14 protein-coding genes are annotated in these 16,725 nt (G+C 62.6%); 11 read left to right on the top strand and 3 right to left on the bottom strand.

What is annotated here, in order from left to right; genetic code table 11:
* Positions 1–89: 89 nt before the first annotated feature.
* From ftsH to thiD, 4 genes are all read left to right on the top strand, one after another.
* Positions 90–2,003, top strand: a complete 1,914-nt coding sequence (ftsH, locus tag ACOQOT_RS11855) for an ATP-dependent zinc metalloprotease FtsH (RefSeq protein WP_420559473.1) — start codon at positions 90–92, stop codon at positions 2,001–2,003.
* 281 nt (positions 2,004–2,284) lie between these two features.
* Entirely contained in the window at positions 2,285–3,127 is an 843-nt protein-coding gene (gene folP, locus ACOQOT_RS11850) for a dihydropteroate synthase (RefSeq protein ID WP_420559472.1), read from the top strand.
* 118 nt (positions 3,128–3,245) lie between these two features.
* Positions 3,246–4,595 (top strand): phosphoglucosamine mutase, encoded by a 1,350-nt coding sequence (glmM, locus tag ACOQOT_RS11845; protein WP_420559471.1) that lies wholly within the window; start codon positions 3,246–3,248, stop codon positions 4,593–4,595.
* 219 nt (positions 4,596–4,814) lie between these two features.
* Positions 4,815–5,627, top strand: coding sequence for a bifunctional hydroxymethylpyrimidine kinase/phosphomethylpyrimidine kinase (thiD, locus tag ACOQOT_RS11840; RefSeq protein WP_420559470.1), 813 nt, complete (start codon positions 4,815–4,817; stop codon positions 5,625–5,627).
* A gap of 8 nt (positions 5,628–5,635) precedes the next feature.
* Here the strand turns inward: thiD and ACOQOT_RS11835 are convergent, their stop codons facing one another.
* Complete coding sequence (locus tag ACOQOT_RS11835) at positions 5,636–7,084, bottom strand: PLP-dependent aminotransferase family protein (RefSeq protein ID WP_420559469.1); 1,449 nt, start codon at positions 7,082–7,084, stop codon at positions 5,636–5,638.
* Positions 7,085–7,165: 81 nt separating this feature from the next.
* On the opposite strand from ACOQOT_RS11835, the gene ACOQOT_RS11830 reads away from it, so the two are divergent.
* Together ACOQOT_RS11830 and ACOQOT_RS11825 are read left to right on the top strand one after the other, a co-directional pair.
* Positions 7,166–7,987, top strand: coding sequence for a PhzF family phenazine biosynthesis protein (locus ACOQOT_RS11830; RefSeq protein WP_420559468.1), 822 nt, complete (start codon positions 7,166–7,168; stop codon positions 7,985–7,987).
* Between the two features lie 68 nt (positions 7,988–8,055).
* The gene (locus ACOQOT_RS11825) at positions 8,056–8,667 is read left to right on the top strand and encodes a LysE family translocator (RefSeq protein ID WP_420559467.1); all 612 of its coding nucleotides are present in this window, start codon (positions 8,056–8,058) and stop codon (positions 8,665–8,667) included.
* A gap of 3 nt (positions 8,668–8,670) precedes the next feature.
* Here the strand turns inward: ACOQOT_RS11825 and ACOQOT_RS11820 are convergent, their stop codons facing one another.
* Positions 8,671–9,828 (bottom strand): aminotransferase class V-fold PLP-dependent enzyme, encoded by a 1,158-nt coding sequence (locus ACOQOT_RS11820; RefSeq protein WP_420559466.1) that lies wholly within the window; start codon positions 9,826–9,828, stop codon positions 8,671–8,673.
* Positions 9,829–10,008: 180 nt separating this feature from the next.
* On the opposite strand from ACOQOT_RS11820, the gene ACOQOT_RS11815 reads away from it, so the two are divergent.
* Together ACOQOT_RS11815 and serA are read left to right on the top strand one after the other, a co-directional pair.
* Positions 10,009–11,178, top strand: coding sequence for a phosphoserine transaminase (locus tag ACOQOT_RS11815; RefSeq protein ID WP_420559465.1), 1,170 nt, complete (start codon positions 10,009–10,011; stop codon positions 11,176–11,178).
* A gap of 101 nt (positions 11,179–11,279) precedes the next feature.
* A complete protein-coding gene (gene serA, locus ACOQOT_RS11810; protein WP_420559464.1) occupies positions 11,280–12,860 on the top strand; it encodes a phosphoglycerate dehydrogenase in 1,581 nt (526 codons plus the stop codon).
* A 55-nt stretch (positions 12,861–12,915) separates the two neighbouring features.
* Here the strand turns inward: serA and ACOQOT_RS11805 are convergent, their stop codons facing one another.
* Positions 12,916–13,866 carry a pentapeptide repeat-containing protein gene (locus ACOQOT_RS11805; protein ID WP_420559463.1) on the bottom strand — a complete coding sequence of 317 codons (951 nt, stop codon included), beginning with the start codon at positions 13,864–13,866 and terminating at the stop codon, positions 12,916–12,918.
* A 240-nt stretch (positions 13,867–14,106) separates the two neighbouring features.
* Here ACOQOT_RS11805 and ACOQOT_RS11800 point away from each other — a divergent pair, with 240 nt between their 5' ends.
* The 3 genes from ACOQOT_RS11800 to ACOQOT_RS11790 all read left to right on the top strand — a co-directional run bounded on the left by ACOQOT_RS11800 (position 14,107) and on the right by ACOQOT_RS11790 (position 16,670).
* Complete coding sequence (locus ACOQOT_RS11800; protein WP_420559462.1) at positions 14,107–15,399, top strand: adenylosuccinate synthase; 1,293 nt, start codon at positions 14,107–14,109, stop codon at positions 15,397–15,399.
* A gap of 193 nt (positions 15,400–15,592) precedes the next feature.
* Positions 15,593–16,066, top strand: coding sequence for a hypothetical protein (locus tag ACOQOT_RS11795; protein WP_420559461.1), 474 nt, complete (start codon positions 15,593–15,595; stop codon positions 16,064–16,066).
* A 145-nt stretch (positions 16,067–16,211) separates the two neighbouring features.
* Complete coding sequence (locus ACOQOT_RS11790; protein WP_420559460.1) at positions 16,212–16,670, top strand: hypothetical protein; 459 nt, start codon at positions 16,212–16,214, stop codon at positions 16,668–16,670.
* Positions 16,671–16,725 lie beyond the last annotated feature (55 nt).

Here is a 16,725-nt window from a genome sequence, read left to right as displayed (position 1 = left end):
CCTATCTTCTCTACAGTAGTTAGAAGAACTCTAAGAAAGCCTCCAAGCCGCCGCCGGGCGGCCCGGGCTTACATCGGAAGGTCAAACGGGTGTCGAATTTCAGAAATTTCGCTCTTTGGGTGGTGATCGCGCTTTTGCTGGTGGCGCTTTTCAACCTGTTTCAAGGGCCCGGTCAGTCCACTACGTCTTCGGAAATCACCTATTCGCGCCTGCTTGAAGAGGCGGCGAACGGCAATGTGGCCCAGGTGACGATTTCCGGGAACACGGTCACCGGCAAATATGCCGATGGCGGCTCCTTCTTCACCTATGCGCCGGACAATACGAATGTCGCCGACAAGCTGAACGAGCGCGGCGTGCAGATTTCCGCCAAGCCTGCCGATGACGGCGTGCCCTCCATTCTGGGCGTGCTGGTTTCCTGGTTCCCGATGCTGCTCCTGATCGCGGTGTGGATTTTCTTCATGCGCCAGATGCAGGGCGGCGGCGGCAAGGCAATGGGCTTCGGCAAATCGAAAGCCAAGCTTCTGACCGAGCGCCATGGCCGTGTGACCTTCGAAGATGTGGCCGGGATCGATGAGGCGAAAGACGATCTGCAGGAGATCGTGGAATTCCTGAAAGATCCGGCGAAGTTCCAGCGCCTTGGCGGGCGCATCCCCAAAGGCGCGCTGCTTGTCGGCCCGCCCGGCACCGGTAAGACGCTGCTTGCGCGCGCCATTGCGGGCGAGGCGAATGTGCCGTTCTTCACGATTTCCGGTTCCGACTTCGTTGAGATGTTTGTGGGCGTCGGCGCCAGCCGCGTGCGCGACATGTTCGAGCAGGCGAAAAAGAATGCGCCTTGCATCATCTTCATCGACGAAATCGACGCCGTTGGCCGGCACCGCGGCGCGGGCCTTGGCGGGGGCAATGATGAGCGCGAACAGACGCTCAACCAGCTCCTTGTCGAGATGGACGGTTTCGAGGCCAATGAAGGCATCATCCTGATCGCGGCGACGAACCGCCCGGATGTGCTCGACCCGGCGCTGCTGCGTCCGGGCCGTTTCGACCGCCAGGTCGTGGTGCCGAACCCGGATATCATCGGGCGCGAGAAAATCCTGAAAGTGCACATGAAAAAAGTGCCGCTCGCCCCGGATGTCGAGCCGAAGGTGATCGCGCGCGGCACGCCCGGTTTCTCCGGCGCCGACCTTGCGAACCTCGTCAACGAGGCAGCGCTTCTGGCGGCCCGGCGCGGACGCCGGCTCGTCACGATGCACGAGTTCGAGGATGCCAAGGACAAAGTGATGATGGGCGCGGAACGCCGCTCCATGGTCATGTCCGAGGAAGAAAAGAAACTCACCGCTTATCACGAAGGCGGGCATGCGCTGGTCGCGCTTCACATGGAGCATTCCGACCCGATCCATAAAGCCACGATCATTCCGCGCGGGCGCGCGCTCGGCATGGTGATGCGGCTGCCCGAGCGGGATCAGCTTTCGGTGACCCGCGCCAAGATGCATGCCGACCTTGCCGTGGCGATGGGCGGGCGCGTGGCGGAAGAGGAAATCTTCGGCCATGACAAAGTGACCTCGGGCGCGTCTTCCGATATCCGCATGGCAACGAGCATGGCCAAGGCCATGGTCATGCAATACGGCATGTCGGACAAGCTGGGGCCGCTCTCCTATCACGAGAACGAGGAAGAAGTGTTCCTCGGCCATTCGGTCTCGCGCCAGCAGAACATGTCCGAGGACACGCAGCGGCTGATCGACTCTGAGGTGCGCGGCATCGTTGAAGGGTCGTATGACAAAGCCCGCGACGTGATCCGCACGCATATCGACGAGCTGCACACGATCGCCAAAGGGCTTCTGGAATATGAGACCCTGTCGGGCGATGAGATTAAAGCGCTGCTCAGAGGCGAGCCGCCGCACCGGGAAGACCCGAGCGACAAGCCCTCCGCGCCTGCGCCCAGTTCCTCGGTGCCCGTCAGCGGCCCCGTGACGGACGGGCCGATGGGGCCGGAGCCGCAAGGCACGTAAAACCTTTAGGTGGGATTTAGAAAGGCGGTGCTTCGGCGCCGCCTTTTTGTTTTGGGGGCCCCCCTTTAATTGTGACGGCCCCCCTCACCCTCCCATCGCTTGGCGCGATGGGCCCCTCCCTCTCCCCCTAAAGGGGGCGAGGGGATTTGCTAAAGCCCTCTCCCCTGGGGGAGAGGGTTGGGTGAGGGGGCGGCCTCAGCCTCAGCCTCAGCCTCAGCCTCAGCCTCAGCCTCAGCCTCAGCCATATGGCGCTGTATCAGGAGCCGTGCTAGGTCCTTTGCATGAGCAAGGCAGTACAGCGCCCGGGGATATTGGGCATCGTCAACATCACAGCGGATTCTTTTTCGGACGGGGGCAAGTTTCTCGACCCGGAAAAGGCCATCGCCCATGGGCGCGCGCTGATGGCGGCGGGGGCGGATATTCTTGATCTCGGCGCGGCCTCCAGCCATCCCGATGCGGGCGATGTTTCGCCGGAGGAAGAAATCCGCCGCCTGGAGCCGGTCATGGAAGCACTATCGGCGGCGGGGGCGGCGCTTTCCGTTGATACGTTCCACCCGAAGGTGCAGCTTTTCGCGCTGTCGAAGGGCGCGGCCTTTCTCAACGATATTCACGGCTTTGCCCATGAGGCGATTTATCCCGAGCTTGCCGCCTCGAAAGCGAGGCTCATTCTCATGCATGCGATCCAGGCAAAGGGCCAGGTGAAAAGCAAAGCGACGCGGGAAGCAGCGCCCGAGGGCGATATTCTCGATCACATCTCCCGTTTCTTCGAGGCGCGGCTTAAGGCGCTGGAAGCGGGCGGGGTGGCGCGCGGCCAGCTCATACTTGATCCCGGTATGGGGTTTTTCCTCGGCAATCAGCCGGAGCCCTCCATAAGGGCGCTCGCCATGGTGGGGCGGCTCAAAGAGCGCTTCGGCCTGCCGGTGCTTATCTCCGTTTCGCGGAAATCATTCCTGAGAGCCATGACGGGGCGGGCTGTGGGCGAGGCGGGCCCGGCGAGCCTCGCCGCCGAGCTTTATGCAGCCCGCGCCGGGGCCGATTACATCCGCACCCATGACGCGGGTGCGCTCAAAGATGGTCTTTTGGTGCAAAACGCGTTGGAATCAGCCAAAAATGAGGCGGATTGAGACATATTCAGCAATAAAACGTTAAGTGTGCGCTCAGACCTGCGCCGTTATACTGGCGCGCAAATCGGCCGGCGGCAGCAGGCCCGGGGGGAAATTGTAAAGAACGAGTTGAGTGGGGATGTCTCGCAAATATTTCGGTACGGACGGAATCCGCGGTAAAGCGAACGAAAAGCCGATGACGGCTGAAACGGCGCTGCGCGTCGGGCTTGCCGCTGGGCGTAAATTCAAGCGCGGCGATTACCGCCACCGGGTGGTGATCGGCAAGGACACGCGTCTGTCGGGCTATATGCTGGAATCGGCGCTGGTGTCGGGTTTCACCTCGGCGGGCATGGACGTTTTCCAGTTCGGCCCGGTGCCGACGCCTGCGGTGGCGATGCTCACCCGCTCGCTCCGGGCGGATCTCGGGGTGATGATTTCCGCCTCGCATAATTCCTTCGAAGACAACGGCATCAAGCTTTTCGGGCCCGATGGCTACAAGCTCTCCGACGAGGTGGAGCTTGAGATCGAGCATATGATGGATAACGGCATCAACGATTATCTGGCCGGGCCGCGCGAGCTTGGCCGGGCAAAGCGTATCGACGATGCCCAGGCGCGCTATATCGAATTTGCCAAGCGCACCTTCCCCAAACAGCTGAGCCTCGAAGGCGTGCGTGTCGTGATCGACTGCGCGAACGGCGCCGCCTATAAAGTGGCGCCTACGGCGCTTTGGGAACTTGGCGCGGAAGTCGTGACGCTCGGCGTCGATCCCAACGGTTTCAACATCAATGACGGCTGCGGCTCGACCGCGCCGGAGCGCATGGGCCAATTGGTGCGCGAGCGGCGCGCGGATATCGGCATCGCGCTCGACGGGGACGCGGACCGTGTAATCATTTGCGATGAAAACGGTGAGGTGATCGACGGCGACAAGATCATGGGGCTTGTGGCGCAGAGCTGGCACAAGGAAGGCCAGCTTTCCGCGCCCGGCATCGTGGCGACGATCATGTCGAACCTGGCGCTGGAACGGTATCTGAAAGGGCTCGGGCTCAACCTTGCGCGCACGCAAGTGGGCGACCGCTATGTGGTCGAGCATATGCGCGAGAACGGTTTCAATCTGGGCGGTGAGCAGTCGGGCCATATCGTGCTTTCCGATTTCTCCACAACCGGCGACGGGCTGATCGCGGCGCTTCAAGTGCTTGCCGTGCTGCGCGCCGGCGACAAGCCGATGAGCGAGCTGTGCAACGTATTCGAGCCGCTGCCGCAATTCCTGCGCAATGTGCGCTACCGCAATTGCGAGCCCTTGGAAAACGCGCTGGTGAAAGAAGCCATCGCCGAGGGCGAGCGGCGGCTGGCAAGCCAGGGCCGTCTCGTGATCCGCAAATCGGGCACCGAGCCGCTGATCCGCGTGATGGGTGAGGGCGACGATGAAAAACTCGTCAAGGCCGTGGTGAACGACATCGTAACCGCCATCGAGGATGCGGCGGTGGCGTGAGGCGGGGTTCCGCTTTTTTCCAGAAACCGTCATGGCCCGGCTTGACCGGGCCATCCATGGCTGTTTACCGACCCGCTTTTCCAAGCTGCCCGTGGATGCCCCGCATAAAGCGGGGCATGACGAAGAGTGGTTGAGCGCGAGGGTGACGAGGGGCAAAGCGCATTGCAATAGCCGCTCAATCCGCTATCTCTTGCCTGAGAGAGTTTCAGGCAGGCATTCATGAACGATGAATTCAAAGGCCGGGTGCTGGCGGTGGCCGGGTCCGATAGCGGCGGCGGCGCGGGCATTCAGGCCGATATCAAGACCATCACGGCGCTTGGCGCTTATGCGGCAACGGCGATCACGGCGCTGACCGTGCAGGACACGCACGGCGTCAAGGATGTCTTTCCCGTGCCGGTGGAAATTATCCGTGCTCAGATGAAGGCGGTGCTGGGGGATATCGGTGCCGATGCGATCAAGACCGGGATGCTGGCGACGGCGGAGGTTATCGAAGCGGTAGCCGAAGAAGCCGATGCTTATGATGCGCCCGCCGCGCTCATCGTCGATCCGGTGATGGTGGCGAAAGGCGGCAGCCCGCTTTTGGAACCTTCCGCCATCGATGCGCTGAAAAAAATGCTCTTTCCTTTTGCCGATATCGTCACGCCCAATATGCCCGAAGCTGCCGCGCTGACCGGCCTTCAAGTGGAAAGTGTGGAAGAACAAAAACGCGCAGGCGAGGCGATTTTGGAAATGGGCGCGCTTGCCGTCCTCGTTAAAGGCGGCCACGGCACGGGCGAGACGGTGCAGGACGTGCTCGTGACGGGCGAGACCATTCAAGTCATGACGAGCCCGCGCATCGACACGCGCCACACCCATGGCACGGGCTGCACGCTGGCCTCGGCCATTGCGGCGGGGCTTTCCTTCGGGCTCGATCTTTCCGAAGCCGTTATCCGGGCGCGCGATTATGTGCATGAGGCGATTGCCCTTGCCCCCGGCTTCGGCGGCGGGCACGGACCGCTCAATCACGGCTTTACGTTTTCGCAAGGCGAGTGAGGCGCGCTTTACGTCAGATCGCGCCGGGCAAAGGGCCCGTCATCCAGCAAAGTTTTGATACGGGCGAGACCTTCTTCCAGAAGCGCCCGGCTTTCCGGCGCGCCGAGCGCCAGGCGGATATGCGCGCGGGGCGGCGGGGCGGCAATGGCAAAATCGGCATCGGCGGCCAGCGCGACACCGCGCTCCCTTGCCGCTTCCACAAAGGCATAAGCATGGCCCTCGCGCTGCCAGGGCTCGGGCAGTTCGATCCAAAGATGGGGGCTGTCGGGATGCGGGCGTCTGAGATAAGCGCCCAGCGTTTCGCGGGCGAGCGCATTGCGGGCACGGCATTCTTGCTGCTGCAAGCCCGCAAGGCGCGCGGCTTCGCCGTTGCGCAAAAGATGCGTGCCCATGGCGATGGTGATGGCGGGCAGGCCCTGGGCGAGCGCATGCTGAGCGGCGCGGGTGCGCTCGGCCAGGCGCGGCGGGCAGAGCACCATGCCGTAGCGCAGGCCCGGCGCGACGGTTTTCGACAGGCTGGAAACGAGGATCGAATGGTCCGGCGTGAAGCCGGCAAGCGGGCGCTGGGGCTGGGTGAGTTTGGTGTAGATCGCATCTTCGATGAGATAAAGCTGGTGGGCGTCCGCAATGGCGGCGAGCTCAGCGCGGCGTTTATCGCTCATCACCGCGCCGCTCGGGTTTTGCAGCGTGGCAACGAGAAAGAGCGCGCGCGGGCGCTGGCTGCGGCAGGCTTCTTCCAAGGCTTCCGGCACGATGCCTTCTTCATCGAGGGGGAGCGGTTTAAGGCGGCGCCCGGCAAGGCGGCACTGGGTGTGAATGACGTGATAGGTGAGCGCTTCACCAAGGACGAGATCGCCGGGCTCGGTTGCGATCATCAGCGCCGTCATCAACGCCTGCTGGGCGCCGCTGCACAGGACGAGTTGTTGCGGGTCCGCTTTGAAGAGCGGGTTTGAGAGCCAGCCCGCGGCAAGTTCGCGGTCCTCACCCGTCTGATCGGCGCTGTAATAATCGGCAAGGGAAAGACGCAGGGCGTTCTGGCGCAGCACGTCCTCGGCGGCCTGGGCAACGGCGGCGTGTTGGCCGATGGGGGCGGGCAGATTGGCTTTCAGCGGGATCGGCGTTTCGGGCGCGATGCGCAGGAAGCTCGCCGAGCCGACGCCCCGCCCGTAAGTGCCCGGCTGCTGGGGGGCAAGCACATGGGTGCCGCGCCCGACCGTGCCTTCCACAAGCCCCCGCCGGGCGGCAAGGTCATAGGCCCGGCTGACCGTGCCGACCGTGACGCCGAGATCATAGGCAAGGGCGCGCTGGGGCGGCAGCTTTTCGCCGGGGGCGAGACGGCCTTCCTGCACCGCCTTTTCGATGGCATCAGCAATCGCCACATACCGGGGCGCGAGCGGGGCTTCCGGCCCGGTGCCTGCGGAAAGCGCGGCGCGCAGCTCTGCTGAGAGAATTGTCATGGTGTCAATGTATTGATTGAACCTCTTCAATTGATCCTTACATTGCCCGTACCGAAACGCAACCGCCCAGAGGGGGCTCCCATGGAACTGCCGATTTATCAGGTCGATGCCTTTGCCGAAAAACCGTTCGAGGGCAATCCGGCGGCGATCGTGCCGCTGACAAGCTGGCTGCCGGAAGAGGCGATGCTGGCAATTGCGGCGGAGAACAATCTGGCGGAGACGGCCTTTTTCGTACCGGCGCCTGAAGGGGCAGATGCGGCAGGCGGGCGCTATCATTTGCGCTGGTTCACGCCGACCGTGGAGGTGGACCTTTGCGGCCATGCAACGCTGGCAAGCGCGCATGTGCTCTTCACGCATCTGGCGCCCGGCCTCAAAGACGTGCGCTTTGAGACCCGCAGCGGCGAGCTCACCGTCACGCGGGAAGAAAGCGGACGCCTGCAAATGGATTTCCCCGCCCGGCCGATGAAACCGGCTGCCGCGCCCGAAGGGCTGGCCGAGGCGCTCGGCGCGCGCCCGCTCGGCGTTCTGAAGGGTACGAACCTGATGGCGCTGTTCGATCGGGCCGAGGATGTGGCGGCGCTGCGCCCCGATGTCCTGAAACTGACGCGGCTGTGCGGCCCGCTCAATGTCGGGTTGATTGCCAGCGCGCCCGGCCAGGAAGGCAGCGGCATCGATTATGTCTCGCGCTTCTTTGCGCCCGCCCATGGCATCAACGAGGACCCGGTAACGGGCTCGGCCCATTGCGACAGCGGACCTTACTGGGCGAAACGGCTCGGCAAGGACGCCCTGGTGGCGCGGCAGATTTCCAAACGCGGCGGCACGGTGCATTTGCGCATCAAGGGCGAGCGGGTAGAGCTTGCCGGGACCTGCGCCGATTTCATGCAAGGCACAATCCATATCTGAGTTTGATTTCTCCGGGCCGCGTGCGGTTTCGTCCGGCTTGAGAAGAGGTCTTCGCGAAGGAGTGAGCGATGAGCTGGCAAGCTTTCATCGGGGTGTTTCTGTTCGGCTTCGTGACCATTGCAACGCCGGGCCCGGCAAATCTCGCCTTGATGGCGGCGGGCGCCGGGGCGGGCGTCAAACGCGGCGTGCCGTTTCTTGCAGGCATTTGGGGCGGCGGCTTTGCGGTGCTGGTGGCCATGGGCGCAGGGCTCGGTGTTTTGCTGGCCAGTGTGCCCGATCTTTACCGCGCGCTGCAGGTGGCCGGGATCTGCTACATCATTTATCTTGCCGTGCGCATCGTGCGGGCAGGCGCTCCGGGGGCGGATGAAACCGCCGAGCCGCCGTCTTTCTGGGCGGGGCTTCTGGTGCATCCGCTCAACCCGAAAATCTATGCCATGACCATGACGGGCTTTACCGCGTTTCTTACGCCGGGCGCGGCTTATGGGCCGCAGGCCTTTGCGACGGGGGCGGTGCTGATGGGGCTCATGCTGCTATGCACCTCGGCATGGCTCGCGCTCGGAGAAGGGCTGAGCGCGCTCATGGCCGGGGCACGGCGCGGGTTTTATCTGCGCTTGGTGCTTGCCGGCGCCATGGTGATCTCGGTGCTTTTGCCGCTTTTCTCCGGTCCTGCCGGGTTTTGACGTTTAGCCGCGCAGTTTTTTCAGCGCGCTAAGCAAGCGGGCAAGGTCTTCTTCGTCGTTATAAAGATGCGGCGTCACGCGCATGGAGGTGCCGCGCACAGAGACATGAATGTTCTGTTCGCGCAGGCGGGTGAGAAGATCGCCCGGAATACCGCCTGGAAAACGCAGACCAAGATAGTGCCCGGCGCGGCGGGAAAGGGGCGCGGCTTCAAGGCCAAGCTCGGCTGCGCCTTCGGCAAGAAAACTTGTCTTCGCGGCAAGGGCGCTTGCGATATTTTCAACGCCCCAGCCTAAAAGCAGTTCGAGGGAGGCTTTGAAGACCGGCATGAGATGGAAACTCGAGCGCTCGCCCATGTCGAAGCGGCGCGCGCCCGGCTGGTATTCGTACTGGTAATCGACAAGGCGGGCGAAATCTTCCGAGCCTTTGCGGTTCAGCCAGTTTTCCTCCACCGGGCGACCCTGATGCCATTTCGGCGCGATGTAAGCCGCGCCCAGCGAATAAGGCCCGAGCAGCCATTTATAGCTGGCCGCGACCATAATGTCGGGCTGCACGGCTTCGGCATCGAAGGGCAGGGCGCCGGCGGACTGGGTCAGATCGAGCACGAGGGCGGCGCCATGAGCGCGGGCCTTTTTGCCGATGGCTGTGAGGTCGATCAGCGCACCGTCGGTCCAGTGGCAATGGGGCAGGGCGATGATGCCGGTCCTGTCGCCGATCGCCTCCAGAATGAGCGGCGTCCAATCGGCGCCCGGCATGTTGTCCGGCGCATTTTCCGGCGGATCGAGCAGACGGAGCGTCCCGCCTTTTTCTTCGGCAAGGCGCATCCAGGGATAGACGTTGGAGGGGAACTGCTCCTGCAGCGCCAGAATTTCCTGTCCCGGCTCCAGCGGCAGATTCTTGGCGGCAATCGCCATGCCGTAGGAGGCGGCGGGCACGATGGCGATATTGTCCGCCCGTGTGTTGATGAGCTGGGCGAAAAGCGCGCGCACGGCCTCGGCATCGGAAAAGAAATGATCCGAGGTCAGGTGCCAGGGCTGGCCTTTGGCGGCAATGGCCGCTTGCCCCGCGGCGATGGACGCCTTGGGCAGGGGAGACATATAGGCGCAGTTCAAATAGGTGACGTCTGCGGGAATATCGAAAAGGTGCCGCTGGGAAGGGATCATGCGGGCCGGGCTCCGGGCGATAAGGGTTTCTTAGGCATGATTACCGTTTCACGCTCAATATGCCGGTCAAAGAGCAAAAGGCAAAAACGTCATTTGACAGCGCCGGGGCGGAGGCATATATCGGCTGCGGGCCACCTTCCCCCACCGGAAGGCGACTATCTGAGAGGATAGATAGATCATATGACGAATACACGTCCGGCCGCTCGCCCGGCCAATCCGCACTTCTCGTCCGGTCCCTGCGCGAAACGCCCGGGATGGACCATCCAAAATCTCCAAGATGCCGCCCTCGGGCGCAGCCACCGTGCCAAGATCGGCAAGGCCAAGCTGAAAGAAGCGATCGACCGCACCCGCGCCGTGCTCGGCGTGCCGGAAGATTACCGCATCGGCATTGTGCCCGCCTCCGATACCGGCGCGGTCGAAATGGCCATGTGGTCGCTGCTCGGCGCGCGCGGCGTCGATATCCTGTCCTGGGAAAGCTTCGGCGCAGGCTGGGTAAGCGATGCCAAGAAACAGCTCAAGCTCGAAGACATCCGCGTGTTCGAAGCCGATTACGGCAAGCTGCCCGACCTTTCCAAGGTCGATTGCAACCGCGATGTGGTCTTCACCTGGAACGGCACGACCTCGGGCGTGCGTGTGCCGAATGGCAACTGGATTGCCGCGGACCGCGAAGGGCTGACGATCTGCGATGCGACCTCTGCCGCCTTCGCGCAGGACCTGCCCTGGGCGAAGCTCGATGTGACGACCTTCTCCTGGCAGAAAGTCATGGGCGGGGAAGCGGCTCACGGGATGCTGATCCTGTCGCCGCGCGCCGTGGAGCGCCTTGAAAGCTATACGCCGGCCTGGCCGATACCGAAAATCTTCCGCCTGACGAAAGGCGGCAAGCTCATCGAAGGCATCTTCAAGGGTGAGACGATCAACACCCCCTCCATGCTGGCGGTGGAAGATTATCTCGACGCGTTGAAATGGGCCGAATCCATCGGCGGGCTTTCCTCGCTGCAGGGCCGCGCCAATGCCAACCTTGCCATGCTCTCCGATTGGGTGGAGCGCACGGGCTGGGTGGATTTCCTTTGCGAGGAAGTGGACAACCGCTCCAACACCTCCGTTTGTCTGAAAATCACCGATCCGAAGGTTGCCGCCCTTGATGCGGACGGCCAGGCCGCTTTTGCCAAGAAGCTCGTGACGCTTCTGGACGATGAAGGCATTGCCTATGACATCGGCTCTTACCGCGATGCGCCGGCCGGCCTTCGTATCTGGGCCGGGGCAACGGTTGAAGTTTCGGACATGCAGGCGCTCCTGCCCTGGCTCGACTGGGCCTTCGGGGAAGCGCTCGCCTCGCTGGAAGCCGCGTAACCGGTTCCATTCTGGTTTTCAACACAGGTTTTTAAAAGCGGGCGGCCCATGAAAGTGCCGCCCCGCTTTCCCAATTCAAAATCCCATTTGAGGAGGCAGGCATGCCGAAGGTCCTTATTTCCGATAAGCTTTCCCCCGCTGCCATCGACATTTTCAAGCAGCGCGGCGTCGAAGTGGACGTTAAAACCGGGCTCGAGCGCGACGAGCTGATCAAGATCATCGATCAATATGACGGCCTTGCGATCCGCTCCGCCACGAAAGTGACGCAGCCCGTCATCGATGCGGCCAAGAACCTGAAGGTCGTGGGCCGCGCCGGGATCGGCGTCGACAATGTCGATATTCCCGCGGCAACCGCCAAGGGCATCATCGTGATGAACACGCCCTTCGGCAATTCCATCACGACCGCCGAACATGCCATTGCCATGATGATGGCGCTGGCGCGCGACATTCCCCAGGCCAATGCCTCCACTCATGCAGGCAAGTGGGAAAAGTCCAAATTCATGGGCGTGGAAGTGACGGCGAAAACGCTCGGCGTCATCGGCTGCGGCAATATCGGCTCCATCGTGGCCGACCGCGCGCTTGGGCTGCGCATGAAGGTCGTCGCCTTCGACCCGTTCCTCACGCCGGAGCGGGCACAGGACCTCGGCGTTGAAAAGGTCGAGCTCGACGAGCTTTTGACGCGCGCCGATTTCATCACACTGCACACGCCGCTCACCGACAAGACGCGCAACATCATCGACGCGAAAGCCATTGCGAAGATGAAGGACGGCGTGCGCATTGTGAACTGCGCGCGCGGCGGGCTTGTCGTCGAAGCCGATCTGAAAGCCGCGCTTGAAAGCGGCAAGGTGGCGGGCGCCGCGCTTGATGTGTTCGAAGAAGAGCCGGCGAAAGAGAACCCGCTTTTCGGCATGGAAAACGTTATCTGCACGCCGCATCTGGGGGCTTCCACCTCCGAGGCGCAGGAAAACGTCGCGCTGCAGGTGGCCGAGCAGATCGCCGATTATCTTCTCACCGGCGCGGTGACGAATGCGATCAACATGCCCTCCATCTCCGCTGATGAAGCGCCGAAGCTTTCGCCCTTCGTCAAGCTGGCCGACCTTTTGGGCTCCTTTGCCGGTCAGCTTACCGAGACGGGGATCGAATCCGTGACGCTGGAATATGAAGGCGAAGTGGCGGGAATGAACACGCGCGCGCTGACCAATGCGGCGCTTTGCGGGCTTTTGAAGCCGCTTCTGGCGGATGTGAACGTCGTTTCCGCCCCCGTGCTTGCCAAGCAGCGCGACATCAATGTGGAAGAAGTGAAGCGGGAAGAGCCGCGCGGCGTTTATGAAACCTATATGCGCCTCACGGTGAAGACCGAACGCCAGGAACGCTCGGTGGCCGGCACCGTCTTCTCAGACGGCAAGCCGCGCCTCATTCAGGTGAAGGGCATGAACATGGAAGCCGAGCTCGGCCCCCACATGCTCTATGTCACCAACGAAGACAAGCCCGGTTTCATCGGCGCGCTGGGCTCTGTGCTCGGCAATGCCGGCGTCAATATCGCCAACTTCAACCTGGGCCGCACCGGCGCGGGCGCGGACGCAATCGCGCTGATCGAGGTCGATCAGGAAGTGACGGAAGACGTGCTGAAAGCAGTGAACGAGCTGCCGCATGTGCGCCAGGCCAAGGCGCTGAAATTCTAAGCACTCTTACGCACTGAGAAATCAAGACGGCCTTCCGGCTTGCCGGGAGGCCGTTTTATTTTGAGGGGTTTACGCAGGGGCGGATGGTGAGCCCTTTGGGCAGGCGGGTGCGGGTGTCGCCGCAGGCATAATCGAGCTGTGCTTGAGTGAGCCCTTTACCGAAGCGCAGGTCCGCGCCCGACAGATCCGCTTTGTAAAAATCCATGCCAGCAAGGTTCGAGCGGCGCAGATCCACATTGTGCATGACAGCCTCGCGGAAGCGGGCTTTATCGGCCATGTCGATCTCGGTCATGTTCGCGCCGGTGAGATTGGCGCCGGTGAAATTGGCCCCCTCGATCCAGACGCCGAGCATGCGTGCGCCGCTGAGATCGGCAAGGCGCAGGTCCGCACCGCTTAGAAGCGCGCCCTGGAGGCGTGTGCCGCGCAGATTGGCGCGTGAAAGATTGGCGCCCATCAGGCGGGAGGCGGAAAAATCGGCTTCCTCCAGATTGGCCTCGCGCATATCCGCATGGCGCAGATTGGCGATGCGGTAAAGCCCGCCGGAAAAGTCCCCCCGCGTCAGCGTGCAGCGCATGCAGGCATTGATGCGCTTGCCTTGCCCGGCGCGCAGCTCCGCCATGCCCGCTTCATCGAGCGGCGGCAGCTCTTGTTCGGTCAAACGCTCCGTGCCGTTTTGTGTGCCGAGCGGCTGCGGCGCGGCGATGGATTTGGCGGGCGGGGCAAGCGCGATGCGCATGGCAAGGGGCTCGGGCTCCGGCGCGCTAAGCCACCAGGGCGAGGCAAGCAGGATATGGAGGCAGAGCGAGAGGAGGATGGCGGTTGCCACGTCGTCGGGCGCAAGGGCGGCGGGGCTGAGCGCGTCCTCGCTGCCGGCCCGGCGCCGGGCGGCGATTTTGGCAAAAAGGCGCGCGAAGAAGCTGCCGAGCGGGCGCTCGCTCCGGTCCGCATCTTGCGGCATTTGGGCCACGCCTTCCCCAAGGCTGGCGGCTTCTGCGGAAATGGCCATGCCGTTCTTCATCCCCCATTTCGTTCAATCTGACCCGATTCGCGCGGAAAAGCGCGAATTGCCGCGGAAAGCTGCGCAAGGCCAGCTCGGACTTTCATTCTGCGGGCAATCGGTTTAAAACCTCTCAAAGCCTCCCTTGGGTCCGGTCTCTTGCCGGTTCCAGCGGGGGCTTTCCTCATGTTTCGGGCGGAAATCCGGGCTTTCCGGGCGTTCTGCCCCTTAAACCCGTCGGTGATAGATATGGCGAATGTGGCAGTTGTCGGCTCCCAGTGGGGGGACGAGGGCAAAGGCAAGATTGTGGACTGGCTGTCGGAGCGCGCGGATGTCGTGGTGCGCTTTCAGGGCGGGCATAATGCGGGCCATACGCTGGTCATTGACGGGGTGACCTACAAGCTTTCGCTGCTGCCTTCTGGCATCGTGCGCAAGGGCAAGATGTCGGTGCTCGGCAATGGCGTCGTCATTGACCCCTGGGCGCTGGTGAAGGAAATCGACGCGCTCGGCGAAATGGGCATCGAGGTGACGCCGGAGAACTTGAAGATCGCGGAAAACGCGGTGCTCATTCTGCCGGTGCATCAGGAGCTCGACGTTATCCGCGAAAGCTCGAATACGGGCACGCGCATCGGCACGACGAAGCGCGGCATTGGCCCGGCCTATGAAGACAAGGTGGGCCGGCGCGCCATCCGGGTGATGGACCTGGCGGCGCCCGAAACGCTGGAAGACAAGGTCGCCAAGCTGCTCGACCACCATAATGCGCTGCGCCGCGGGCTCGGCCAGGCGGAGGCGGATGCCGGCGAACTAACCCGGCAACTGAAAGACGTCGCGCCGCGCATCCTGCCGCATGTTTCTTCCGTCTGGCGGCATCTCGATGAGGTGCGGCGCAAGGGTGAGCGCATTCTCTTTGAAGGCGCGCAAGGCACGCTGCTCGATATCGACCATGGCACCTATCCTTATGTCACCTCTTCCAACACGGTGGCGGGGCAGGCGGCCACGGGCTCGGGCATGGGGCCCGGCGCCGTCGATTATGTGCTCGGTATCACCAAGGCTTACACGACGCGGGTGGGGGAAGGGCCTTTCCCGACCGAGCTCAACGATGAGATGGGCCAGCGGCTTGGCGAGCGCGGGCGCGAGTTCGGCACCGTGACGGGGCGCAAGCGGCGCTGCGGCTGGTTCGATGCGGTGCTGGTGCGCCAGTCCATCAAGACCAACGGGATGACCGGCATCGCGCTCACGAAGCTCGATGTGCTCGACGGGTTCGATGAGATTAAAATCTGCACAGGCTATGAGCTCGACGGTGAGATCATCGATTACCTGCCGGCCTCCGCCACACTGCAGGCACGGGTCAAACCGGTTTATGAAACGCTGGAAGGCTGGAAGGAAAGCACCTATGGCGCGCGCTCCTGGGTCGATCTGCCGGCGCAGGCCGTGAAATATGTGCGCCATGTGGAAGAGCTGATCGAGGCGCCGGTGGCGCTGCTCTCCACCTCGCCGGAACGGGACGATACGATCCTGATGCAGGACCCTTACGAGGACTGATCCGCGTTCAAAGACGTAAACGGACAAATGGCGGTCATCAATGGCCGCCATTTTCTTTGCGCATGAGGCAGATTGCTCTGCCAACTGAAAACTTTCTTTTAGAGCGGCGATCTGCCACAGTTTCGCCATGAGTCTGGAGGAACGTTTGAGCTCGCAAGCAGGTAAGTGCTGCTGACATAGGGGGATTTACGACATGAAAAATATTCTCGTAAAAGGTGCGTTGCCGATTCTCTTCGCAAGCGCGTTTGTTCTGGCCGGCTGCGGCGAGGACAAGCAGGAAGAGCAGACCAGCGAAGACACGTCCGTTTCCGAAGAGATGAACGAAGCAGGCGAGGCCATGGGCACTGCCGCTGAAGAAACGGGCGAAGCCATGGGCGCTGCGGCGGAAGAAGCCGGCGCGATGATGGAAGACGCCGCCGAGACGACGATGGATGCCGCGTCGGACGCGATGGAAGCAACCGAGGAAGCGGGTGAGGAAGCCGCTGCCGAGGGTGAGGCTGCCATGGAAGAAGGCGCCGAGAGCATGGAGCAGTCGATGGACGGCGCCATGGAAGAAGGCGCGGCCATGGAAGAAAGTATGGAAGGCGAAGCTGACGCGATGGAAGCTGAAGCCGATGCGGAAATGGAAGCGTCCACCGAAGAAGGCGACGCAAAAGCGGCTGAATAAGCTTTTTCTTACGCAGATTTGAAACCGGCCCTTTTTTCAAAGGGCCGGTTTTTCTTTGTCTTTTATCTGCGCCCGGCTCTGCCACGATTTCACCAAGTTGCCGCGTAAGGTGATTATCCAATATCCGGCATAAGGGAGGTGCGCGATGAGAACGTTCAAAGCGGTGTTTGCCGCCCCGTTTCTAGCAGGGGCTCTTTTGCTCTTCACAGGCCTCGCAGGATGCGGGGAAGCTTCCGAGGAAAGCGCCGCCGAAGAGACGGGCCGGCCTGCCGAGGTGAAGCTGCAGAATTGGATCGCCATTCTCAATCTGATGCCGGGGCCGGGCCCGGCGAGCTTTTACGTGACGGGCGAGGTGGAGCTTCCCGCCAGCAATTACGAGGCCCGGCTCGTCAAGCGCGTGCCTCAGGGCATCAATCCTAAAGTGCTGATGCTCGATCTCGTGCTGGAGCCGCTCAAAGTTCCCGGCACCCAGGCGCTGGAATGGCGCCTCGTGCGCTATGAGGAAGAGGCGGCGCGGGGTGCGGGCGCGCCTTATGAGCAGATCGAGATCTTCTATCAGGGCAATCGCATTAAGCGCATCATGGATATTAAGGTCGCGCAATAGGCCTTTCCGGCCAATCCGCAGCCGCAAAGCACGATCGGCCCTTTACGGGGCGGGC

The organism is Tepidicaulis sp. (assembly GCF_965222285.1).
Taxonomy (GTDB): domain Bacteria; phylum Pseudomonadota; class Alphaproteobacteria; order Parvibaculales; family Parvibaculaceae; genus Tepidicaulis.
Note: the sequence above shows the minus strand (reverse complement) of the source record. Positions and strands in the feature narration are given on the sequence as shown.